Origin of the sequence: Leucobacter sp. NPDC077196 (assembly GCF_040687075.1) — a bacterium.
Taxonomy (GTDB): Bacteria; Actinomycetota; Actinomycetes; order Actinomycetales; family Microbacteriaceae; genus Leucobacter.
Genome location: NZ_JBFBML010000005.1, coordinates 1 through 18,094, shown reverse-complemented (window position 1 = coordinate 18,094; position 18,094 = coordinate 1). Strand labels below are relative to the sequence as shown.

The following is an 18,094-nucleotide window of genomic DNA, read 5'->3' as shown; positions in this document are numbered from 1 at the left end:
CTCCCGGCCTACACTGGTCGCATGACGATTCACTCCTCAGTAGCTACCATCCACACGAACCACGGCGACATCGTCGTCAACCTCTTCGGCGATCACGCCCCGAAGACGGTGAAGAACTTCGTCGATCTCGCAGAGAAGGGGTTCTACGACGGCGTGATCTTCCACCGCATCATCCCGAACTTCATGATCCAGGGCGGCGACCCCACGGGTACCGGCACCGGCGGCCCCGGCTACACGTTCGATGACGAGATCCACCCCGAGCTGGGTTTCACCGAGCCCTACCAGCTGGCTATGGCGAACGCCGGGAAGCGCCCCGATATGACGGGACGTCTCGCGGGGACGAACGGCTCGCAGTTCTTCATCACCACGACCGCGCCTGACTGGCTCAATGGCAAGCACACCATCTTCGGCGTTGTCGCCGATGATGCCTCGAAGGCCGTCGTCGATACCATCTCCGGCGTTCAGACCGGTGCGCAAGACCGTCCCGTCGAAGACGTCGTGATCTCCGGCGTCGACGTCGTCGCAGCGTAAGGACGTTCGCAGGTGAGCAACGAGTCGGGGCCGGCGTACGGCGAACGCGTCGAGCCCGGCCCCGACGACGTCTGCTACCGGCATCCCGGGGTGCGCAGCTTCGCGCTGTGCCAGCGGTGCGGGCGCACGATATGCGGCGACTGCCAGGTCGTTTCGCCCGTCGGAGTGCTGTGCCCCGAATGCACGAAGGAAATGCGCGCGCCGGCGACCCAGCGCGCAGCTCGGTCGACGCGGGTGGCCGGTCGGAGAATCGCCGCCATGGACGCCCCGGTGACCTACGGGGTCATGATTCTGTGCGGCGTGATTTTCACCGCGCAGTGGCTGAGTGCGACGTTCGGCGGAAACGAGGTCACTGCAGCGCTCTGGTACGCGCCGTTGTACTCAATGCCCGGCGTGTTCGAGCCCTGGCGCATGCTGACCGTGATGTTCACGCATTCGCCGAGTTTCATCTTCCACATCCTCTTCAACCTCTACGCATTGTGGTTGTTCGGACGAAATCTCGAACAGACCATCGGTCGCGGTGCATTCGCGGTGTTGTACGTATTCGCGGGCATCGGAGGATCGCTCGGCGTGATGATGTGGGCGTACGCCGACCCGCAGTCGCTGGTCGCCCCGACCGTCGGCGCATCGGGCGCCATCTTCGGTGTGCTCGCCGCCACACTGGTGACGATGCGCGCCGCGCGCGTCAACATCACCTCCCTCGCGGTGCTCATCGCGATCAACTTCGCGATCGGTTTCATCCCGGGCGCCGCCATCTCGTGGCAGGCGCACCTTGGAGGCATGGTCGTGGGTGCCGTGACCATGTGGGTGCTTCTCGCGACGCGGGGGCCGAGGCGGCGCAAGCAGCGCGTTGCCGGCCTGGTCGGTCTGGGAGCCCTACTGGTGCTCGCTTCGGGAGCGTACTTCGTCGTCGCTCCGGCGGCCAACTTCATCGGCTGACAACGCCACAGAACTGACTGAGGCCCGGCGATTGCCGGGCCTCAGTCAGTTATCCACAGTTTCATCCCCACCTGGGGAGGAATTACAGCTGTGTCATTCGGGGGGAAACCGCGCTACTTCCACCAAGGAGTCATCAAGAAGCCGACGAGCACGAGTCCGAAGCCGATGAAGATGTTGGCCTGACCGAACGCCGGCACGGGGAGCTGCAGACCCGCGCTGGTGATGTAATAGAGCACGATCCAGACGAGACCGAGCAGCATGAAGCCGAACATCACCGGCTTGAACCACACGGGGTTCGGAGCGTCCTTTCGTGCAGCCGCAAGATCCGCACGGTTTTGCGCAACCTCGGCCGAATTCCGCTTACTTACATTCTTTCCAGCTGCTGCCATGAGCCCAGTCTACCTGGAACCTGGCCCACGCCCAGTGAGCGGGCTTTAGAATGTGGGGGTGAACGAGACAGTCGAGAGGAGCCGCCGGCGCCGTCGCGCCCGGCTGAGCCCGTTGACCGTGATCGGTGAACTGCTGCTGGTCGGGGGCCTTGCCGTCATGGGCTACATCGTGTGGCAGCCCTGGCACACCGGGGTCGGCGTCACGGCAAAGCAGAGCGACCTGTCGGCTGAGGATTCGGCTCGATGGGACAGCGAGGCCTCGTCGGAGCCGTTCGACGGCGTGGTTCCGGTCACGGCGCGTCCTGCAGAAGCCGAAGTCTTCGCGGTGCTCCGGGTGCCCTCCTTCGGCACGACGTACGCCAATCGCGTCGCCGAGACGACGGCTTGGGAAACGGTGCTGAACCTCGACGACAAGGGCATCGGTCACTACAAGATGACGCAGATGCCGGGAGAGCCCGGCAACGTCGCCCTCGCCGGGCATCGGTCGGGGCCACTCATCAACTCCTTCCGCGAGGTCATGAACCTGAGGGTGGGTGACCCGCTGTTCGTGGAGACCGCCGACGGTTGGTACACCTACCGGTTCCGGTCGATCGAGTACGTGCTGCCCGATGAGACCGACGTACTGAATCCGTTCCCGCGGCTTGAGGGCACCCCCGGTGACGATCAGATCCTCACGCTGACGACCTGTCATCCGAAGATGGCCGGCAGCGACGAACGCGCGATCGCTTACTCTGTCTACGAGGGCTTCCAGCCCCGCGCCGACGGGCCCCCGCAGGAGCTGCTCGATCTCAATCCGACGATGGGCGCAACACAGGCGCTCAGAGGGGACCAAGAATAGTGTTCTCAATGCTCTGGCGCTTCTTTCCGGGCCCGGCTTGGCTCCGGGTCATCGTGCTGCTGCTCGTCGCAGCTGCCGTCGTGTACGCGCTGATCGCGTACGTCTACCCCTGGGTTGCCACGCAGATGCCTGGCGAGGAAGTAACGGTCAACACGTGAGCAAGATCTTGGTCATCGACAACTACGACAGCTTTGTCTACACGCTGAACGGGTACCTGCAGCAGCTGGGCGCCGAAACGCATGTGATTCGCAACGACGAGGTGACGACCGGCGGCTTGGAGGCCCTCGTCGCCGAGTACGACGGCGTACTCATCTCTCCGGGTCCGGGCACTCCCGCAGACGCGGGCGTCTCGATCGCGATGGTGGATCTCGCGTTGCGCACCGGAGTGCCGCTGCTCGGTGTCTGCCTCGGTCATCAGGCCATTGCGGAAGCGCTCGGTGCGACGGTGACCCATGCGGAAGAGCTGATGCACGGAAAGGTGTCGCGTGTGCTCCACACCGATGACCCGTTCTTCGCCGGCGTGGCGCAGGAGTTCGACGCGACTCGATACCACTCACTCGCGGTCGTGCGAAAGACCGTACCTGAAAGCCTCGTGATCACCGCCGAGACGGCGAGCGGCATTGTCATGGCCGTACGACACCGCGAACTGCCGATCTACGGCGTTCAGTACCACCCCGAGTCGGTGCTCACCGAGGGCGGATATCAGCAGCTCGGCAACTGGCTCACCGTTGTCGGAGTACCGAACGCGGCAGAGGTTGCGCGGACGCTGTCACCACTACTCGTCGACTGATCACCGCCCCCGGGCCGCATACGCCGAGGTGCCTATGAGGCCTGCGGAGCCCGAACCTGAGACCGCATCACGCAGAGCCCCGAGGGTTCGACCGGCAAGTCAGCCGGCGCAGTACTTGAGCTCGAGCGCGGAGCGCTGAGCCTGGGATCCTACGATCGACTGCGCGATGATCGGATACCCCTCCACGGTGGGGCAAGCGGGATCCGGGGTGTACGTCACGTTGAGTCCCAGGCTCTCGACCATTGATTTCGCCACCTGCATCGGCTGCGCGATGACTTCGGGAACCTGCACATTGCCGCTCGACACGATCATCTCGATGCCGGTGCCCGACTGCACCTCGGTACCGGGCTCCGGCGTGACGCTGATCACGCGACCGGCGGCCTCAGTGGGATCGTCCTGCTTCGAGACGATGCCCACGGTCAGACCGAGGTCCTCGAGCTCTTGGCGGTAATCCTCTTCCGTCATGCGACCGATCGAGGGCACCTTCGCTGTCTCAGGACCGGTGGAGACGTAAACGGTGATGCTGTCGCCTGCGGTGAGCACCGAACCAGCTTCGGGAACAGTGGAGATGATGTGGTCGTTGGCGACCGTCTCGCTGGTCTGTTCCACGCTGATCGTGGTGAGCTCGAGCTCTCGTAATCGGTCGAGCGCCTCACCCCGCTGCATATCGACAAGTTCGGGAACCTCGCGCGACGAGTCCGGGAGAAACTCTTGCGGAGCGAGCGTGACCAGCCAGAAGACCACGGCGATGATCACCGCTCCGATCGTGAGGATCGCGGCCCACGTCCACATCACCGGCGGCCGGCTCTGCGTCCGCGTCGCGCCGCCCCCATCGGAGAGCTGACGGAGTGCGAGATCCGACTCCGAGACTTCCTCACCACCGGAGAACAGCACCGTGTCCTGTTGCTGGACGGCGAGCTTGGGCATACGTCCATTCGCCGCTTCACGGAGCGCCTCGCGAAACTCGGAGGCCGACTGGAATCGCTTGGCGCGATCCTTCGCGAGACCGTAGAGCACGACGCGGTCGAGCTCGGGCGTGACTTCGGGCTCACGTTCGCTCGGGGGCTTCGGCCGTTCGCTCACATGCTGATATGCGACCGCGACTGCTGTATCGCCCCGGAACGGGACATCGCCGGTAAGGAGCTCGTACAGCATGACCGCGGTCGAATACAGGTCGGTGCGGGCATCGATGGACTCGCCTTTGGCCTGTTCGGGCGAGAAATATGCTGCGGTGCCGAGAATAGCGGTCGTCTCTTGCAGCGTCGAAGACGTGTCGGACACGGCTCGGGCGATGCCGAAGTCCATGACCTTTACCTGACCACTCTTCGTGATCATGATGTTGGCCGGCTTGATGTCGCGGTGCACGATGCCCGCTCGATGTGAGTACTCGAGTGCGGTGAGCACGGAATCCACGACGCGGCAGGCTTCCGACTGAGACAGACGGCCCTTGGCCTCGAGCTGACGCAGATTCGTGCCCTCGACGTATTCCATGACGATGAACGGCAGTCGCTTCGGCCCATCAGCGGTCTGGATGAGGTCGTCGCCCGCGTCGAAGACGCGCACGACGGTCGGATGGGCCATGCGCGATGCGGACTGCGCCTCCTGGCGGAATCGCGAGCGGAACTGCGCGTCGCCAGCCAGATCCGCCTTCATCACCTTGATGGCGACCTGGCGGCCGAGCTTCGTGTCCGTACCGCGGTACACCGTCGCCATGCCACCCTGGCCGACGAACTCCCCGATCGCGTACCGGCCGGCGAGAATTCGCTGTTCGCCGACGTCGGTCGTTTCGGGCATGTTCACCTCTTCCGTGGTCATGGATTGCCGTCCTCAGTTTATCGCGATGCGAACCTGTATTTCGCTGTGGTCGAGCGGTTACCCGTCGGTGCCGCCATCTGAATCGGAGTTCGAGCCGCCGTTCGACCCGTTGGAGCCGCCGTTCGACCCGCCATTGGATCCAGTGCTCGGCGCCTTCTCCGGCGCTTCGACGGTGATGGCCAGGTCGGGAGAGGCCGGCGAGACGCGCTCGGTGCCGTTCCCCTGGCACGAAACCGTGTAGTTCACGGTGATGGTGCCGTTCTCCGCGCCCGGCTCGAGCTCCTCGGCGACGAGGTTCACGGTGGTGCCCGAGAGGCCCGCAAGGCTGCCCTCGGGAGCGACATTCATGTTGTAGTTGGAGACCTGCATGCCGGTGGGGCAGATGTAGGTCGGCAGCGACACGGTGAACGATGCTCCCGACTTGACCGAACTGGTGCCCGTCGGCGCACCGGGCGCAGGGGCGTCGCCGTAGGCGACGTTGTAGGTCAGCGTGATGGGTTCGTCGAGGGGTACGCTGCTGCCCGTCGGGTTGACCGACGTCACCAGATTCACCTGGTCATCGGGTGCCTGGTTTCCCGCGGCCGTGGTGACGTTGGTGAAACCGAGTCCCTGCAGGTACCCGACAGCCTCTTCGACATTCAGCCCGACGACGTCATCGCCGTTCACCGCGCCGGTGGTCGGCTCGGGTGGGGTCGTCGTCTCCGACGGCGTCGTGGTGCGCGTCGTGGTTGTGGTCGGCGGGCTGTCGTCGTCGCCATTGCCATTTAGCAACGCAATCGCCGTGCCGCCGCCGATCAGCAGAAGCAGCACCAGCAGCGTGATGAGCGGCCAGGTCCAAGCGCTCTTCTTTTTCTTCTTCGGGTCTGCTTCTGCCGGGTTCTCGTCGTCGCCGACCTCCGGCACGTTCGTGGTGCTCGGCATTGCCGATGTGCGCGGCAGCGCCGTCGTCGCAGCATCGTTCGAGGCGGTCTGCGGCAGCGCCATCGTCGCCGGCTGGCTGTCGCCGAGCACCTGGGGCACGTAGCTCGCTGCGAGCTGCACGTCTCCGCGGTGCAGGGCGGTGGCGGCCTGCGCGAGCTTCGCGGCCGTCATCGGCCGACCTGCCGCATCCTTCGCGAGGCAGGCGTACACGAGGTTGCGCACGGGCTCGGGAATGTCGTTGGGCAGGTCGGGCGGCGTGTCGTTGATCTGCGCCATGGCGATCGCGACCTGCGACTCGCCCGTGAAGGGGCGCTTCCCCGCGAGGCACTCGTAGGCGACGACGCCGAGCGAGTAGATGTCGGTCGCCGCGGTCGCCGTGTGCCCACTGGCCTGCTCGGGTGCGAGGTACTGCACGGTGCCCATGACTTGACCGGTCGCGGTGAGCGGCACCTGGTCAGCGATGCGCGCGATCCCGAAATCGGTGATCTTCACGCGCCCCTCTGGCGTGATGAGCAGGTTGCCGGGCTTGATGTCGCGGTGCACCAGACCGGCGTCGTGCGCGGCCTGCAGCGACGTCGCGGTCTGCGCGACGATGCCGAGCACGCGATTGGCGGGGAGGCGCCCCTCGCGATCGATGATCGCAGAGAGCGGTTCGCCCGGGACGAGCTCCATCACGATGTACGCGGAGCCCTGCTCCTCGCCGTAATCGAACACGTTGGCGATGCCTTCGTGGTTCACGAGAGCGGCGTGACGGGCCTCGGCGCGGAAGCGCTCGAGGAAGCCCGGATCCCCCATGTACTCGTCTTTGAGGATCTTGATGGCGACGGTGCGGCCGATAATGCTGTCGGTCGCCTTCCACACTTCACCCATGCCACCGACGGCGATCCTCGAGCTGAGCTCGTAGCGTCCGCCGAATGTGATCCCTGCCGCTGGCCTCATTCGCTCAACACCGCTTCCATTACTCGTTTTCCAACAGCCGTGGGGAGATCGAATGAGCCCCCCTCATTTCCGAAGTTCGCGCCGCCGCCGTCGGCGATCACAACGGCTACCGCGACCTCCGGGTCTTCTACCGGTGCGAAACCAGTGAACCACAGCGTAAAGGGAAGATCATTCCCATCTGCGTCCGTGCCGTTCTCGGCGGTACCGGTCTTGCCCGCGACGCGCACACCATCGATGCCCGCATTCTGCGCGAGGCCCTCTGGCGAGTCCACGCCGCGCTCCATCATGCCCGCGACCGCGTCCGCCGTCTTCTTCGAGACCGGCTGACTGAACTGCTCGGGCGCGTACTCCTTCTCGACCTTCAGATCGGGCGTAATCACCTTGTCGACGAGCGACGGCTTCATGACCGTTCCGTCGTTGGCGATACCCGCCGAGACCATTGCGATCTGCAGCGGCGTCGCACGCACATCCTGCTGACCGATCGAGGAGAGGGCGACCTGCGCCTTGCTCTCTGGCACTGGCGACTGGCTCGGCGTGACCGGCGTCGGAATTGTCAGATCCTGCTCGAATCCGAACTTCACCGCCATGTCGGGCACCGCGTTGTCGTCCATCTTCGTCGTCATCTCGGCGATCGGAATATTGCACGAGAGTACGATGGCCTGCTCGAGTGTCGCCTTCTCGCCCGTGCCGCACGTGCTGCGCGAGGCGTTCTGCAGCACAGAACTCGACTGGGGCAGCGTCCACTGCGCCGGGTTGTCGAACTCGGTCGACGGCGTGGCCTCGCCCGCCTCGATCGCCGCGGCGGCCGAGATCAGCTTGTAGACCGATCCCGGGTGGTACAGATCGCCGGCGATGGCGCGGTTCTGGAGCGGCTGCGCCGGGTCGTCGTTGAGCTGACGGTAGTTCGTGATGATGTCGGCGTCGTTGTTGCTCGACAGGGCGTTGGGATCGAACCCGGGCGTCGAGGTGAGCGCGAGGATTCGGCCGGTCTTCGGCTCCAGCGCGACGACGGCGCCCTCGAAGCCGCTCTCGGTCATCGCGGCGTACGCCGCCTCTTGCGCCGCCGGGTCGATCGTGGTCTCGATCGAGCTGCCCTGCGGCTCGACGCCGTTCAGGGTGTTCATGATGCGCGTGAAGAACTGCGCATTGCCGCTTCCCGAGAGGTCCTGGTTCATCGCGGACTCCAGGCCCGTCATGCCCTGGGTGCGCGAGAAGTAGCCGGTGAGCGGTGAGTACATCGCTCCGTTGGAGTATTCGCGCACGTAGCGGAAATCGTCGTCGGTCGGAGTGGAGAAGGCGACGGGATCGCCATCGACGAGGATCGCCCCGCGCTCGACCTTGTAGCTGTTCATGAGCGCGCGCGAGTTCAAGGAGTTGGCGCGGAGGTCGTCGGCCTGCACGAACTGGATCATGGTGACCGAGAAGAAGAGCACGATGAACATGCCGAAGACGGCACGGGTAATGATCTTGAGGGGCTTGTTCATGCGCGGATCACCAGCTTCGGTCGGTTGCGCACCGAGTTCGAGAGGAGGATCAGCAGAGCGATGATGATCCAGTTGGAGACGAGCGACGAGCCGCCGGCCGCGAGGAAGGGTGCCGTGAGGCCCGTCAACGGGATCACGCGCGTGACGCCGCCGACCACGATGAAGACCTGGAACGCGATGGTGAACGCGAGCCCGGCAGCCAGCAGCTTGCCGAAGTCGTCATGCCCGGCGAAGCCGATCCGAAGCCCGCGCCCGACCAGCAGCAGGTACGCGGCGAGGATCACGAAGATTCCGATCAGGCCCAGCTCTTCACCGAGGCTCGGGATGATGTAGTCGCTGAATGAGAGTGGAGTCACCCACGGGTAGCCCTGGCCCAGGCCAGTGCCCGTCATGCCGCCGTTGGCCATTCCGAAGAGGCCCTGCACCATCTGGTAGCTGGCACCGTTCGGGTCGGCGAACGGGTCGAGCCAGTTGGCGAATCGGTTGCCGACGTAGCTCAGAGTCTGGCTCGCGAGGAGCCCGCCCGCGAGGAAGAGGCCGAGCCCGAGAATGATCCAGCCGATCCTGCCCGTCGCCAGGTACAGCATCGAGAGGAAGAGGCCGAAGTAGAGCAGCGAGGTGCCGAGGTCGCGCTGGAAGACGAGCACCGACATCGCAGCGAGCCAGAAGACGATCAGCGGGCCGAGGTCACGGGCCCGCGGGAACCGGATGCCGAGGATCTTCTTTCCGGCCATCGCGAGTGAGTCGCGGCTGCGCACGAGATACCCGGCGAAGAAGATCGCGAGCAGGATCTTCGCGATTTCGCCCGGCTGGAACGAGAACCCGCCGATGTTGATCCACACGCGTGCGCCGTTGATCGTCTGCCCGATGCCCGGGAGCATAGGCAGCAGCAGCAGCACGACCGCCGCAAGACCGGTGAGGTAGGTGTACCTGAAGAGCACCATGTGGTTGCGGATCACCCAGAGCACGACGATCGCCGCGGCGACCGCAACGGTGGACCACAAGAGCTGCCGCACCGGGTCCGCGCCCTCCTCGTCGAACGAGATGCGGTAGATCATCGCGACGCCCACCATGTTCAGCATCGCGGCGATCGGCATGATGAGCGGATCGGCATCGGGCGCGATGCGGCGGATCGTGAGATGCAGCCCGATCACGGCGACGACGAACGCGATGCCCATCGGGAGCAGCTCCGTGGACGGGGCTCCGCTGACGGTGAGGTCGATGATGACGATGGCGCCGACGCCGATGGCGATCGCGAAGAGGAGCAGCGACAGCTCGAGCGCCTGCAGCTTACGCGGCGCGCGCAGGGCTGTGATGCGCTGCAGTACGGTCTCGCTCGTGCGCGTCTTCTCGAAGGTGCGGGCTTCCGCGCCGCCCGACGGCTGAGGGTTACTCATCGGTATCCCCCAATCGCAGCACGATGTCCCTGGCGTCTTCGAGAGACCCGGCTGTCAGGGTGCGTTTCACCTGGCGCTGCTCGAGACCGTCGAGATCTTCGAGAGGTATCTCGGTGTTCTCAGCGACGGAGTAGAGCGAGAGAGTGCCGATGTTCTGCTGCACGCCCTGGTAGATGATGACCGTCTCGTCGTCGGTGCCCACGAAGTAGCGCGTCTGTGTCCATTGATACCCGACGAGCAGGGCGCCGCCGATCGCGACGAGCACGGCGACCGCGCCGAGCGCCCACAGCAGGCGCCGCCTGCGATTGCGACGCTTCGTCTCGGCCATGAGCTCGGCGAGGTACTCGTCGACGCGCGACTCGAAGTGGCTCTCCTCGACGACCGGAGCCTTGCGCACCGCGCGCTTGCGGCTGAGCAGACGATTGCGCGCCGTCGACGTGGTGCCGTCCATCGCGGCCTCGGTCGTGGCGGCCGAGCCTGCGAAGCGCCGTCCCTCCTGCTTGAGCTCGAGCGTGTCGCCGGGGTCGACTGCCGGAGCCGCGACGGTCTCGACGAGCACGACCGTGACGTTGTCGGGCGCACCGTGCGACAGGCTCTTGTCGATGAGGGCGTCGACGCCGCCCTGCAGCGTCGAGCGCCGGCGCAGGATCTTCTCGATGTCGACGTCGTCGACGTACCCGCACAGGCCGTCGGAGCACAGCAGCCAGACATCGCCCGGCTGCGTGTCGACCACCTGCGTGTCGACCTGCGGCGAGGAGTCGACGTCGCCGAGCACGCGCATCAGCACCGAGCGGCGCGGGTGGATCTTCGCCTCTTCCTCGGTGATCTTTCCGCTGTCGACGAGGCGCTGCACGAAGGTATGATCCTTGGTGACCTGCCGCAGTGTGTCGTCGCGCAGCAGGTACAGGCGGGAGTCGCCGATGTGGCCGATGGCCAGCTGATCCTCGACGGGGATGAATCCCGTGAAGGTCGTTCCCATGCCGGCGAGCTCAGGGCGATCGCGCACGGTGGAGCGCAACTTCGTGTTCGTGTCGAGGATCGCCGTGCGCAGCACATTGGTGGTCGCTTCTGGGCTGCCCGTCGGGGGCACGTCGAGCTCGGCCATCGCTTTCGCTGCGATCGCGGAGGCCACGTCGCCGCCCGCGTGGCCGCCCATGCCGTCGGCGACCAGGTAGATGTAGTCGCCGGCGAAGGCGGAATCCTGGTTGTTCGACCGCACCATGCCCACGTGGGAGCCGATGGCGCTCGTATACGCGACCGTCACGCTCAGGGCCTCAGCTCGAACGTGGTCGTGCCGATGGTGACGGGCGTGAACGGGGGAACGGGGAGCGACTTCGTGACACGCGCGCCATCGAGGCGCGTGCCATTGGTGGAATCGAGATCCGTGAGGATCCATTCATCGCCCGTGCGGGCGAGACGCGCGTGGTACGTGGAGGTGTATTCGTCGACGATGACGAGGGTGGAATCACTGCTGCGACCGATGGTCACGAGGTCGTCATCGAGCACGATCGAGGTGCCCGACGCCACGCCCGACGTGATGACGAGGTGCTTGGGCGCACCGACGCCACCCGCTGACGGCAGCGCGCCTCCGCCCGGCGTGATCGCCGGTGCCTGCGACGACTGTGCGGCGGCTGGCGCGGGGGAGTGCGTCGGAGGTGACACGGGCGTCATCGCCTGCACCGACGGGGAAGGGGCCGAACCATCGCTCTTCATGCGTCGCACCGGCGCCCCGAAGAGGTCACTGCGCAGGGCGTAGACAATCGCGAATATGAAGATCCACAGCACCAGCAAGAAGCCGATGCGGAGGATCAGGAGGGTGAGTTCGCTCACAGGCCTCTCCAGAAGTCTTCATCGATGCCCGGGTCCGCCGCTTCTTGCGCGGGCTTCGGGCTCGAGGTGCGTGGGGCGCTGCGTGGCGCGCCTCGGTCGGGTGAGTCTGAAATTCGGGGAGCCGGTCCGGCGCTCGGCGCCGCGCTCGGAAAGTCGGCGGCGGGCGCCTGGGGGTGCTGGCTCGAGTCTTGACGCGGCGCCGGATTCGCGCGTGTCGGGGCCGGGGGTGCCGGGCGCTGCGCGGCCTTCGCTTCACGGCCGGGTACGAGCTGGAATTGCAAGCCCGTCTGGCCGATGGTGATGACGGTGCCGGGAGAGAGCGCGGCTTCGCGGAAGCGCTCGCCGTTAATCTTGGAACCGTTCGTCGAGCCGAGGTCGCGGGCGATGCCGGCGGAGCCGTCCCAGATGAGCTCGAGGTGCTTGCGCGAGGCGGCGTTGTCGGTGATGCGGATGCCGCAATCGCTGCCGCGACCGACCGTGGTGGTGCCGCGGCTCAATTCGTGGCGCGTGCCGTCGACGTCGACGGCGGCGACCCAGTCGACTGCGCCTTCCACGCGAGAGGCGTCGACCTGCAGCACACCGACGGTGATCGAAGCGTCGCTGCGAATCTCGACGTCGGGCTCGCCCAGCAACTGGTAGCTCTGCCGCTTCGCGTGCTTCAGTATGACGCCGCGCAGCTCCTGCCCGAGCGTGCTGCCCAGCTGGTACAAGCGATCGGCATCTTTCTCGGAGACGCGCACGACGAAGCGGTTGGGTGCGAGCACGCGATCGCGGTCGACGACCACCGCGCCGATGTCGAGTTCGCGCTTCAGAGCGGACGCGATCTCGACGGGCTGCACTCCGGAGCGGAACGTGCGGGCGAACGCGCCGTTGACGGCTCGCTCGAGTCCGCGCTCGACGCTATCCAGAATGCCCACGTGCCGTCTCGTCCCTTCGTCTGCCCGGGCGACGCCCGCGGCGGTTTGGTTTAGTTTAGCCCGCTTTGGTGAGTCGGGCTTCGGCTGCTAAGCTAGGGGAGTTGTCTGAGTGGAAGCGCTCAGGAAACGTCTCGCGCGAGTGGCGGAATGGCAGACGCGCTGGCTTCAGGTGCCAGTGCCCGCAAGGGCGTGGGGGTTCAAGTCCCCCCTCGCGCACGAGGGCGGCTTTGTGATTTAGAGCCGTCATTGATTGTGTAATACGAATTGAGCCCGGATCAGGTTGCTGATCCGGGCTCTTTTTTGTTTGGCTGGCGCAGGATTTCGGCAGATTCGGTTTGAGTGGAGCCGTCTTTGTGTTCTTGGCTGAATGCAGAAACGACCAGTAACCCTTTCGGGCTACTGGTCGTTCAGATATTGAGTTAGGGGCCGGGAGTTGTTACTCCCGGGCCAGGTCGGGTGGCAGTATCTGCTCACCGGTTTCGTGGATGGTGGGCTGGTTGTTGCGGGCGAGTCGGTAGCCGTTACTGTCGCGGCGCTTGCGCACTCGCTGCTTGGGCTGACCGTTGTCGTCGAGGGTGTTGAGGTTTGTGATGCCGACGATGATGCGGCGGATGTTGGTGGAGACGGTTGCGATCATGGCGACGAGGTAGTTGTAGGCGAATCCTCGTGCGGGTCGGGAGGCGGCGTTTCCGATGTTCTCGGAGCGGTGGTCTTTGATGAGTCGGTTACTCATTTCGACCTGGTTGCGTTGCCCGTAGGCGCGCAACCATTCGGTCGACATCCAGGGGAACTTTTGGAGGTGCTTGATGACCTTCGCTTCGAGTCCGATCGTCACACTCCCGGTGGGGTTGTCGGTGGTTGACTTCCCGGTGGCGGGGTCGAATGCGAGGTAACTGCGGGGGTTTGGGTATTCGAATCGCTGGTGCCCGTCGGAATCGACCTTGCCTTTTGCCTTCATCCGGTATGCGGCGCGGGCTTCGAAGATCTCGTCACGAGTTTCGGTTGTGTAGGGTTCCCCGGTAGCGGGATCGATCTCACCCTCGGCATGCCAGCGGGAGATCATGATGTAGCTCTCGGGCATACGGTTCACATAGGGCACTCCATCGATGATGATGATGGGCTTTCCGGGCACGGAGCCTTGTGCGCCAAGGTCGTTGCGCTTGTAGTCGTAGACGGTTTCGTAGCGGAGCTTCCGGACTGGTTCCTGGAACTGTTCGGATGCGAGTCCGTTGAAGGCGCGGTCGACGACGACAAGGCCGCGTTCAGCAGTGAATGCGGAGTGCTGTTCGATGGTTGATCGGGCACCGTAAGCGATTTCAGCTGGGCGGTGGAACGAGATTCCCGTGATGAGGGGGAACGGGAAGGCACCATTCTTGGCGTCGATCATGACGGTGGTGTCGAGCTCGTAGCCGGGGAGCGAGTGCTTCTTGTCGCTGCCGTCATGGTCTCCCTCGCGGGTGTACCACTCGCACTGGTAGTCGCCGTTGAGCATGTCGCGCTTCTTCATGCCCTTGCGGATACGTAGGGATCGTTTGGAGTAGTCGTTCGGGTTGATGAATCCTTGGACGCGCATAAAGGTGGAGTCGAGTGCGACGTCTCCTTTGTAGCCGGCCAAGTATTTCTTGGGTAGGAGTTCGATGCTTGCTCGAACGAATAGTCGTGCCATTTCGTGGGCCCGGTCCTCTCGTGTGGGGTCGTACAGGTCTCGTGCGATGGCGTACTGGTCTCCAGTGAGACGTTTTCCGAGTCCCTTGGTGTGGTGCCAGGGGTCGATGGTTTCGAGGATGCGCTGCATGGTGCGCCAAGCGCGGTGGTACCACTCGTCGTAGCTGCATTCGTCGGGGTTGTACCCGAGACGTGAGGCTTGCTCCTTGGTAATGCGATCAAACAGGGAGGCAGCGACCTCCTTATAGCTGTACCCGTTACCCCAGTAAGAATTGAGAAGCAGAGCCATGAGGCCGGCGCGCATGGGGAGGGTCGACTTTCGTCCGGCATTGTTGATGGAGTCCTCGGTGTGCCAAGCCTCGAGACGCGGGATGATGCCCGACGCGTCAATGACATGCAGGAACTTCGAGAAGAGAACGTTGGGCATGTCACTCTTGCGCGAGCGGGCCCGACGGAGATCGTTGACTCCAACGCCAAAGACTTCCTCGAGAGCGGCGTCAGCTGCAGTGGTGTCGCGCATTAGTTTGCCTCTCCGCGAAGTACGGACACGTAGTCGGAGTCCGACAGGAGTTCGCAGTGTGCGAGGAGGCGTGCGAGGTGTTCCATCTTCCGGAACCCGGCGGCGTAGAAGAGGTCTTTCATGGGGGTGCGGTTGTTGAGGTGCCACACGAGCCAGGTGTTCCGGAGGCGGTCACTTCGAGGACCTTTCCCTTCAGCGTTCTCGACGAACGTGGAGAGGAGGTTCGAGTGGTCTTTCCGCATGATCTCGCCCCAGAGGACCTGATCTTTAGGGCAGTTTTCGAGGAGGGAGAGGATCCAGGAATCCCATTCCGGGGTGACGGGCACTCGTCGCGGGTTTGTTCCGGGAACGTTCACGATGATCCCGGCCGGGGTGACTTCGATGTGTGTGGGAGTGATCAGGGCAACCTCGCGGGAGGTGAGACCGGCACCAGCACAGAATGCGAGCATCGCGATGCCTCGGCGGCGTTTCTTGGGAATGCTCTGGTTCGCAGCCCACGACCGGAACTGTGTCATCTCGGTCGCGGTGTACGGCGCGACGGTGCTTTTGCGGTTTTGCGGGGTGTACTCGTAGGGGTGCTCGTCCGGGCAGAGGAGTTTGCTGACACGGTTGAGGTGGGCGCGGTAGTTCCGGCGGATGCCTTCAGCGAGGTGGGAGTTCGCGTCGGTGACGTACAGGTCGATCATTTGACGGGACCAGATGATGCGGCCGTCGAGTGGGAGGTGCTTTACGGTGATGACCCACTCCACATACTTCGCTGTTGTGGACTGGACGAGGCCGGCGGCGTAGGGAAGTTGGGGTGCGGTAAGGACGACGGCGTCTTCTACGAATTGCTGGATCCGGCCCCACATTTCGGGGCTCACGTCTGGTTTCCGGGTGCGCATGTACGTCATCACCTCCTCGGGGAAGTCGTAGTAGCCGATCTCGCGCAACGCTTTTGCGGTCTTCGAGGTTGCCCGGCGGAACGAGCCGAGGTTGTCAAGAAGGTGCGCGGCGTATTCCGTGGTCTTCGGGTGCGGAGTGAAGATCAGGTGCTCGCACTCGGGGGTATCTCCCGAACGGTTCCGGTGATTAAAGGGTGTGCGGGCTGCATTCGATTTTTCGCTCATACCCATATGAGTGCGGCGCGAATAGCATCTGCCGCGCAAATCACCGAGACGTGTGTCGACACCGTGAATGCGGTGCATTCTGTGACAGGGTAGTAAGCGGACAGAGAACTTTTTGGAGGTTAGTTGTGGTGCGCCGACCCAGTGGGACGGGTGCGTCTTTCGTGCCCAGAAACGTCTTCGCGGACCGGCTTCGGTTTGGGAATCTTGCGAAGTGGTTGTCTCCGGCAGAGGGGGCGGATCCGCGTCATGTCGATGGAGCCCAGTTGCAGCATCTGGTGATGGTACTCCTGGATGAGTACTCTGTTGAAGAGTCCGTATCGACGGCAGCGCTTGCGCGTTCGGTTGGGATGAGTGGAGACAAACTGTACCGATTGAAACGCGGCGAGACGCTCCTCCCCGTCACCGATATGCTCGCATTCGCCCGCCTCGTACCCGAGGTCAGAGCTGGGGTTGAATGGTACTTCGGACCCGATCGAACAGTCACCCCGGGCGACCGGCTGCCAGAGTTCCAAAAGGACAGCTGGACGGTGTGACCGATGATCGGGACAGGAGCAGACCAACGGTTTCATAGCTCTTCGTCCCGCATTTGCGCCGGTGTCCCGGTCGCGTTACTCGTTCGCACGACCATCCCGTCAACCTGCCGGAGTCCGCTCGTGAACGGGACCCTCACGTTCTGGTGCAGGAGGAACCGCACGGCCGCTTCAGGAGACGACAACACCTCGTGCACCAACTCACCCGAGGGTTGTCGTTTCAGGGTTGGTGCGAGGAGCTGGTTGATTGTCGCGTCTTGCAGCATGTCTTCATCGACGACTTCGAACCGCAGATGGATCGTGCACACAATTTCATGCGACATGACGAGTCTCCTTACTTATATGCAGCACGGACGAGCCGGCGCGAGAGACGAGCGCAGGTGTGCGGAGTGGTCCTGGAATCCTGAGCGCCTCACGCGAGTTCTCGAGTCCGAGTGCCATGCGAATGAGGGTCGGGTAGCTCATGAGGTCGACCCTGTTGGTGTGCTGGTCACCGCTTTGGTCTCGACGACTAGGTCCACGACCGGGTCCAGCCCGGTCGAGAACTTGGGCCTCACGGTCTGCAGCAAGAGGTACCGGACCGCCGCCTCCGGTGACGCGAGAACTCGGCTCACGAGCACTTCTGATGGTGCGCGGTGCGGAACCCGGCACATCATCTGCTCCAACACAGTCGCGTACAGGGATCCCTCGTCGAGCACTTCGAGTCGGGTCGTCATGGTGCAAGCAATCTCAATTGACATGGTGGTTCTTCCTTTCCTAGTTCCGGGATTCGGGGTCGCCGAGATGGACTCGGCGGACTGTGTGAGCATCCGGCAAGGGTGCACCGGTGAGGAACCCGATCCCAATCTCGGCCGCCTCTTCCGCAGTGAAGAGCTCGTCCGTCAGGCACGTCGGCACCCAGAACCGACACTCGGGCGACATCACATGTGTGGTGACGTTCTGGTCATGGGTGCGGGCGAGCATCCCAATCGATGTCTGCGTGGCAACCTCGAGAAGGCAGGCTTCTGCGGTGCCAAGTACCTGAAACCATGCAGAGTTGTCACCATTCATCACGACCGTCCACGGCCAACCCGCTCCATCGATTGCACGCACCAGCATGCGAACTTCCGCGATGCCACCAGTGACGGGTTGCTTAGACCGGGTCAGGTGTTCGGCACGCCACGACCAGCTCGGCACTTCCCAGGGCGCCAGTATGAAAGTCGGCGACAAGTCGTGGACATCGTCAAACAGTGTTCGCGGCGGGGCTGCATGTTCCAGCAGCGCGCTTTTGGGGTCTCGTGTCGTGTTCATGTCCGGCACGCTAAAACGCGAACACGGGTCACAGCCAACACTTCCCGCTTACAGCCCCGACACTTCCCGATTGGGACTGCTGCACGGATAGGTGACAGTTCCTAGTCACGCCGCCAGTGCGACGGTCGTGTTCATGATGGTCTCGAACTCGATGGGCGTCAAGCGCCCCAGACGGGCCTGGCGACGTCGG

General features: G+C 64.1%; 18 protein-coding genes and 1 tRNA gene. 6 read left to right on the top strand and 13 right to left on the bottom strand.

The features are described from left to right. Window positions 1-21 precede the first annotated feature (21 nt). Both AB0O71_RS06860 and AB0O71_RS06855 read left to right on the top strand, forming a co-directional pair. Window positions 22-531: a peptidylprolyl isomerase gene (locus AB0O71_RS06860; protein ID WP_363743584.1), complete on the top strand. Its 510-nt coding sequence runs from the start codon at window positions 22-24 to the stop codon at window positions 529-531. A gap of 12 nt (window positions 532-543) precedes the next feature. Then, window positions 544-1,470, top strand: a complete 927-nt coding sequence (locus AB0O71_RS06855) for a rhomboid family intramembrane serine protease (RefSeq protein ID WP_363743581.1) — start codon at window positions 544-546, stop codon at window positions 1,468-1,470. A gap of 113 nt (window positions 1,471-1,583) precedes the next feature. On the opposite strand, the gene AB0O71_RS06850 is transcribed toward AB0O71_RS06855, so the two are convergent. Continuing rightward, window positions 1,584-1,859 carry a cell division protein CrgA gene (locus AB0O71_RS06850; protein ID WP_363743578.1) on the bottom strand — a complete coding sequence of 92 codons (276 nt, stop codon included), beginning with the start codon at window positions 1,857-1,859 and terminating at the stop codon, window positions 1,584-1,586. A 58-nt stretch (window positions 1,860-1,917) separates the two neighbouring features. On the opposite strand from AB0O71_RS06850, the gene AB0O71_RS06845 reads away from it, so the two are divergent. The 3 genes from AB0O71_RS06845 to AB0O71_RS06835 are packed head-to-tail and all read left to right on the top strand — an operon-like array spanning window position 1,918 to window position 3,487. Beyond that, window positions 1,918-2,697, top strand: a complete 780-nt coding sequence (locus tag AB0O71_RS06845) for a class E sortase (protein ID WP_363743575.1) — start codon at window positions 1,918-1,920, stop codon at window positions 2,695-2,697. 8 nt (window positions 2,698-2,705) lie between these two features. Continuing rightward, window positions 2,706-2,855, top strand: coding sequence for a hypothetical protein (locus tag AB0O71_RS06840; protein WP_363743920.1), 150 nt, complete (start codon window positions 2,706-2,708; stop codon window positions 2,853-2,855). Beyond that, window positions 2,852-3,487: a gamma-glutamyl-gamma-aminobutyrate hydrolase family protein gene (locus AB0O71_RS06835; RefSeq protein WP_363743572.1), complete on the top strand. Its 636-nt coding sequence runs from the start codon at window positions 2,852-2,854 to the stop codon at window positions 3,485-3,487. Before AB0O71_RS06840 ends, AB0O71_RS06835 begins: the two co-directional genes overlap by 4 nt. Before the next feature lie 99 nt (window positions 3,488-3,586). Here AB0O71_RS06835 and pknB read toward each other — a convergent pair whose 3' ends face one another. Genes pknB through AB0O71_RS06800 form a run of 7 tightly spaced genes read right to left on the bottom strand, consistent with a single transcriptional unit; the run spans window position 3,587 to window position 12,790 of the window. Next, entirely contained in the window at window positions 3,587-5,302 is a 1,716-nt protein-coding gene (pknB, locus tag AB0O71_RS06830) for a Stk1 family PASTA domain-containing Ser/Thr kinase (protein WP_363743569.1), read from the bottom strand. A 57-nt stretch (window positions 5,303-5,359) separates the two neighbouring features. Continuing rightward, window positions 5,360-7,162: a protein kinase gene (locus AB0O71_RS06825; protein WP_363743566.1), complete on the bottom strand. Its 1,803-nt coding sequence runs from the start codon at window positions 7,160-7,162 to the stop codon at window positions 5,360-5,362. Next, window positions 7,159-8,646 carry a penicillin-binding transpeptidase domain-containing protein gene (locus AB0O71_RS06820; protein ID WP_363743564.1) on the bottom strand — a complete coding sequence of 496 codons (1,488 nt, stop codon included), beginning with the start codon at window positions 8,644-8,646 and terminating at the stop codon, window positions 7,159-7,161. Before AB0O71_RS06820 ends, AB0O71_RS06825 begins: the two co-directional genes overlap by 4 nt. Then, window positions 8,643-10,043, bottom strand: coding sequence for an FtsW/RodA/SpoVE family cell cycle protein (locus AB0O71_RS06815; protein ID WP_363743562.1), 1,401 nt, complete (start codon window positions 10,041-10,043; stop codon window positions 8,643-8,645). Before AB0O71_RS06815 ends, AB0O71_RS06820 begins: the two co-directional genes overlap by 4 nt. After that, window positions 10,036-11,307 carry a protein phosphatase 2C domain-containing protein gene (locus tag AB0O71_RS06810; protein WP_363743560.1) on the bottom strand — a complete coding sequence of 424 codons (1,272 nt, stop codon included), beginning with the start codon at window positions 11,305-11,307 and terminating at the stop codon, window positions 10,036-10,038. Before AB0O71_RS06810 ends, AB0O71_RS06815 begins: the two co-directional genes overlap by 8 nt. Before the next feature lie 2 nt (window positions 11,308-11,309). Then, on the bottom strand, window positions 11,310-11,873 hold the full coding sequence (locus tag AB0O71_RS06805) for an FHA domain-containing protein (protein WP_363743558.1): 564 nt from the start codon (window positions 11,871-11,873) through the stop codon (window positions 11,310-11,312). Next, window positions 11,870-12,790, bottom strand: coding sequence for an FhaA domain-containing protein (locus AB0O71_RS06800; protein ID WP_363743556.1), 921 nt, complete (start codon window positions 12,788-12,790; stop codon window positions 11,870-11,872). Before AB0O71_RS06800 ends, AB0O71_RS06805 begins: the two co-directional genes overlap by 4 nt. Before the next feature lie 133 nt (window positions 12,791-12,923). On the opposite strand from AB0O71_RS06800, the gene AB0O71_RS06795 reads away from it, so the two are divergent. Then, window positions 12,924-13,006: transfer RNA gene (locus tag AB0O71_RS06795), tRNA-Leu, on the top strand. A 220-nt stretch (window positions 13,007-13,226) separates the two neighbouring features. On the opposite strand, the gene AB0O71_RS06790 is transcribed toward AB0O71_RS06795, so the two are convergent. The 5 genes from AB0O71_RS06790 to AB0O71_RS06770 form a co-directional block, all read right to left on the bottom strand. Next, a complete protein-coding gene (locus AB0O71_RS06790) occupies window positions 13,227-14,882 on the bottom strand; it encodes a hypothetical protein (RefSeq protein WP_363743554.1) in 1,656 nt (551 codons plus the stop codon). A 92-nt stretch (window positions 14,883-14,974) separates the two neighbouring features. Further along, window positions 14,975-16,084 (bottom strand): hypothetical protein, encoded by a 1,110-nt coding sequence (locus tag AB0O71_RS06785; protein WP_363743552.1) that lies wholly within the window; start codon window positions 16,082-16,084, stop codon window positions 14,975-14,977. A gap of 565 nt (window positions 16,085-16,649) precedes the next feature. Continuing rightward, window positions 16,650-16,937, bottom strand: a complete 288-nt coding sequence (locus tag AB0O71_RS06780; RefSeq protein ID WP_363743550.1) for a hypothetical protein — start codon at window positions 16,935-16,937, stop codon at window positions 16,650-16,652. A gap of 138 nt (window positions 16,938-17,075) precedes the next feature. Beyond that, complete coding sequence (locus AB0O71_RS06775) at window positions 17,076-17,354, bottom strand: hypothetical protein (RefSeq protein WP_363743548.1); 279 nt, start codon at window positions 17,352-17,354, stop codon at window positions 17,076-17,078. Between the two features lie 16 nt (window positions 17,355-17,370). Next, complete coding sequence (locus tag AB0O71_RS06770) at window positions 17,371-17,904, bottom strand: hypothetical protein (RefSeq protein WP_363743546.1); 534 nt, start codon at window positions 17,902-17,904, stop codon at window positions 17,371-17,373. Window positions 17,905-18,094 lie beyond the last annotated feature (190 nt).

Bases quoted from the DNA above. Each gene is read 5' to 3' on its own strand.
- AB0O71_RS06860 (WP_363743584.1), top strand. From the start codon at position 22: ATGACGATTCACTCCTCAGTAGCTACCATCCACACGAACCACGGCGAC.
- AB0O71_RS06850 (WP_363743578.1), bottom strand. From the start codon at position 1,859: ATGGCAGCAGCTGGAAAGAATGTAAGTAAGCGGAATTCGGCCGAGGTT.
- AB0O71_RS06840 (WP_363743920.1), top strand. From the start codon at position 2,706: ATGCTCTGGCGCTTCTTTCCGGGCCCGGCTTGGCTCCGGGTCATCGTG.
- pknB (WP_363743569.1), bottom strand. From the start codon at position 5,302: ATGACCACGGAAGAGGTGAACATGCCCGAAACGACCGACGTCGGCGAA.
- AB0O71_RS06825 (WP_363743566.1), bottom strand. From the start codon at position 7,162: ATGAGGCCAGCGGCAGGGATCACATTCGGCGGACGCTACGAGCTCAGC.
- AB0O71_RS06820 (WP_363743564.1), bottom strand. From the start codon at position 8,646: ATGAACAAGCCCCTCAAGATCATTACCCGTGCCGTCTTCGGCATGTTC.
- AB0O71_RS06815 (WP_363743562.1), bottom strand. From the start codon at position 10,043: ATGAGTAACCCTCAGCCGTCGGGCGGCGCGGAAGCCCGCACCTTCGAG.
- AB0O71_RS06790 (WP_363743554.1), bottom strand. From the start codon at position 14,882: ATGCCCAACGTTCTCTTCTCGAAGTTCCTGCATGTCATTGACGCGTCG.
- AB0O71_RS06785 (WP_363743552.1), bottom strand. From the start codon at position 16,084: ATGAGCGAAAAATCGAATGCAGCCCGCACACCCTTTAATCACCGGAAC.
- AB0O71_RS06780 (WP_363743550.1), bottom strand. From the start codon at position 16,937: ATGTCGCATGAAATTGTGTGCACGATCCATCTGCGGTTCGAAGTCGTC.
- AB0O71_RS06775 (WP_363743548.1), bottom strand. From the start codon at position 17,354: ATGTCAATTGAGATTGCTTGCACCATGACGACCCGACTCGAAGTGCTC.
- AB0O71_RS06770 (WP_363743546.1), bottom strand. From the start codon at position 17,904: ATGAACACGACACGAGACCCCAAAAGCGCGCTGCTGGAACATGCAGCC.